The sequence below is a fragment of the Mesorhizobium sp. M7A.F.Ca.CA.003.01.2.1 genome (assembly GCF_003998945.1).
In the GTDB taxonomy this organism is placed as follows: Bacteria; Pseudomonadota; Alphaproteobacteria; order Rhizobiales; family Rhizobiaceae; genus Mesorhizobium; species Mesorhizobium ciceri.
The window spans coordinates 1-3,360 of record NZ_RZRA01000639.1; the positions used below are offsets into that span (position 1 = coordinate 1).

Here is a 3,360-nt window from a genome sequence, read left to right on the forward strand (position 1 = left end):
TGCTGAACCTCGCCGCAGAACGGGAAGCGGAATTCGAGCTGGGCGTCGAACCATTCGGGACGGAACTCAAAACCGTTGAGCTTGAGGTCGTCGAGCACGTCGAGGAAATCGGCCCAGACATGATGCGGCAGCATGAAGCGGTCATGCAGCGATGTGCCCCAACGCACGAAACGGCCGTCGAGCGGGCTCTTCCAGGCACGGGCAATGATGGCGCGGACCAAAAGTTGCTGCGCGAGGCTCATGCGCGCATTGGGCGGCATCTCGAAGCCGCGGAATTCGACCAGCCCCAGCCGGCCGGTCGGTCCGTCGGGCGAGAACAGCTTGTCGATGCAGATTTCCGAACGATGCGTATTCCCGGTGACGTCGGTCAACAAATTGCGGAACAGCCGGTCGACCAGCCATGGCAAGGGTGCGTTGCCCTGGTCTGGATGCGGCACCTGCGCCATAGCGATCTCAAGCTCGTAGAGCGAGTCGTGACGCGCTTCGTCGAAGCGTGGCGCCTGGCTGGTCGGCCCGATGAACAGGCCGGAGAACAGGTAGGACAGCGACGGATGGCGCTGCCATTGCAGCACCAGGCTCTTCAGCAGGTCCGGCCTTCGCAGGAACGGGCTGTCATTGGGTGTCGCACCGCCGACCACGACATGGTTGCCGCCGCCGGTGCCGGTGTGGCGGCCATCGATCATGAACTTGTCTGCGCCAAGCCGTGTCTGCCGCGCCTCCTCGTAGATCGCCGTCGTCGTCGCCACGCAATCCTGCCAGTTGGATGCAGGATGGATGTTGACCTCGATGACGCCTGGGTCAGGCGCGACGCGGATGACGTTGAGGCGCGGATCGTGCGGCGGGCCATAGCCTTCGATGTGCACGGGAAGGCCTATCGCCTTCGCCGCGTTCTCGGCCGCCGCGACCAGTTCGAGATAGTCTTCCAGCGCCTCGACCGGCGGCATGAACACGCAAAGCCGCCCATCACGCGGTTCGACCGAAAGTGCGGTGCGCACCGCGCCGCCGATCTCGGTGATCTCCTGCTCGACCCGCTCCTGCTGGCCGGTCGCAGCGGTGAACGATGCCGCCTGCTGGCGGCGCGCCATCTCGTCGGCGCCTTCCAGTTCGGCTGGAGCCGGTCCGGCCAGTATGGCTTCACGCGCGGGCAGCGGGCCGCGTGGCAGTGACGGATCGACCGGCACGATATAAGGGAATTGCTCCGGCGGCACATAGGGCAACGTGCCGAGCGGCAGCCGGTAGCCGACCGGTGAATCGCCTGGCACCAGGAACAGCCGGCCACGCCGCGTCTTCCATTTTTCCGAACGCCAGCGCGGATCCGATGCCTGGCTGTTCCAGCGCTGGACGGGGAGCACATAGCCGGACGGTTTGGTCAGCCCGCGTTCGAACACTTTCGCCATGCGGCTGCGTTCTTCCGGATCCTCCAGCCTAGAGTTGGACGGATCGACATTGTCGGGCAGCTTGCCTTCCTTGAGCAGCCATTCGGCCGGATCCTCATAGGCTTCGCTGACCATGGCTTTGTCGATGCCGAGTTCGCCGGCAATCGCGGTGAGCAGGCTTTCGGCCTGCTTCGGGCCGATGTCGGCCTCGCTCTTTTCGCGTGCGATCAGCGACGGATCGCTCCACACCGGCTGGCCGTCGGCACGCCAGTAGAGCGAAAAGGTCCAGCGCGGCAGGCTTTCGCCCGGATACCATTTGCCCTGGCCGTAATGGAGAAAGCCGCCCAGCGCAAAGCGCTCGCGCAGTTTACGGATCAGTTCGTCGGCCTTTTCGCGCTTGGTGGGACCGACGGCGGCGGTGTTCCATTCGGCCGACTCGAAATCGTCGATCGACACGAAAGTCGGCTCGCCGCCCATGGTGAGCCGCACGTCGCCGGCGGCAAGTGCTTTATCGACCTTGTTGCCCAGAGCGTCGAGCGCCTGCCAGCTTTCGTCCGAAAATGGCTTGGTGATGCGCGGATGTTCGGCGATGCGGTCGACCCGCATCTCGAAGCCGAATTCGACATTGGCGAAGCTCGCCATGCCGGAAATCGGGGCCGCGTTGCGGAAATGCGGCGTGGCGGCCAGCGGCACATGGCTCTCGCCGGTGAGCAGGCCCGAGGTCGGATCGAAGCCGATCCAGCCGGCGCCGGGAAGATAGACCTCGCACCACGCATGCAGATCGGTGAAGTCGACGGCGGTTCCGGCTGGACCGTCCAGCGCCACCAGATCGGGCTTCAACTGGACCAGATAGCCGGAAACGAAGCGCGCCGCGATGCCGAGATTGCGCAGGATCTGCACCAGCAGCCAGCTCGAATCCCGGCACGATCCCTTTTTCGCGGCCAAGGTCTCTTCCGGCGAGAACACACCGGTTTCCATGCGCACGATATAGGCGATCTCGCGCTGCAGCCGCGCGTTGAGATCGACCAGGAAATTGACGGTGTTGGCAGCGCTGCGATCGATGGTCTTCAGCAGCGCCGACAGCAGCGGTCCCGCCGGCTCCGGAGTGCGATAGATGGCGAGATCGTCGCGTATCTCTTCCGGATACTCGAACGGAAACGCCTCGGCCGACGGCTCGACGAAGAAATCGAACGGATTGTAGACCGTCATGTCGGCGACGAGGTCAACCTCGATCTTCAACTCCGTCACCGGCTCCGGAAAGACGAAGCGGGCGAGGAAATTGCCGTAAGGATCCTGCTGCAGATTGACGAAGTGGTTCGCCGGCTCGACCTTGAGCGAATGGCTCAGCACCTTGGTACGGGAATGCGGCGCCGGCTGCAGCCGGATGATCTGGGGCCCGAGAACCACCGGCCGGTCGTATTTGTAATGGGTCAGGTGGTAGACGGCTGCCAGAATTGCCATGGGGCCCCGGAATTCAGCGTTTCAAACGATTTCGCTGAACCCTGACACATCTGGCGGCCATTCTCCAAGCAGAGATGTTGCGGTGCACCTAATTTAAGCAACGGTTACCGGCTCAGAAAAATGCCTGCAACCCCGTCTGCGCCCTTCCCAGGATCAGCGCATGCACGTCATGCGTGCCTTCATAGGTGTTGACCGTCTCCAGGTTCTGCGCGTGGCGCATGACGTGGTAGCCGATCTGGATGCCGTTGCCGCCATGCATGTCGCGGGCCTGGCGGGCGATGTCCAGCGCCTTGCCGCAATTGTTGCGCTTGACGATCGAGATCATTTCCGGCGCCATCTTACCTTCATCCAGCAGCCGCCCGACGCGCAAGGACGCCTGCAATCCCAACGCAATTTCGGTCTGCATGTCGGCAAGCTTCTTCTGGTAGAGTTGCGTGCCGGCCAGCGGCTTGCCGAACTGCTTGCGGTCGAGACCGTATTGGCGGGCGCGGTGCCAGCAATCCTCGGCGGCGCCCATCGAGCC

General features: G+C 63.6%; 2 protein-coding genes. Both read right to left on the reverse strand.

Going from position 1 to position 3,360, the window contains the following annotated elements; genetic code table 11:
- On the reverse strand, positions 1-2,837 hold a 2,837-nt coding region (locus EN969_RS22755; RefSeq protein ID WP_164758428.1), incomplete at its 3' end, for a transglutaminase family protein.
- A 112-nt stretch (positions 2,838-2,949) separates the two neighbouring features.
- A partial coding sequence (locus tag EN969_RS22760) for an acyl-CoA dehydrogenase family protein (RefSeq protein ID WP_281060025.1) occupies positions 2,950-3,360 on the reverse strand: 411 nt, incomplete at its 5' end.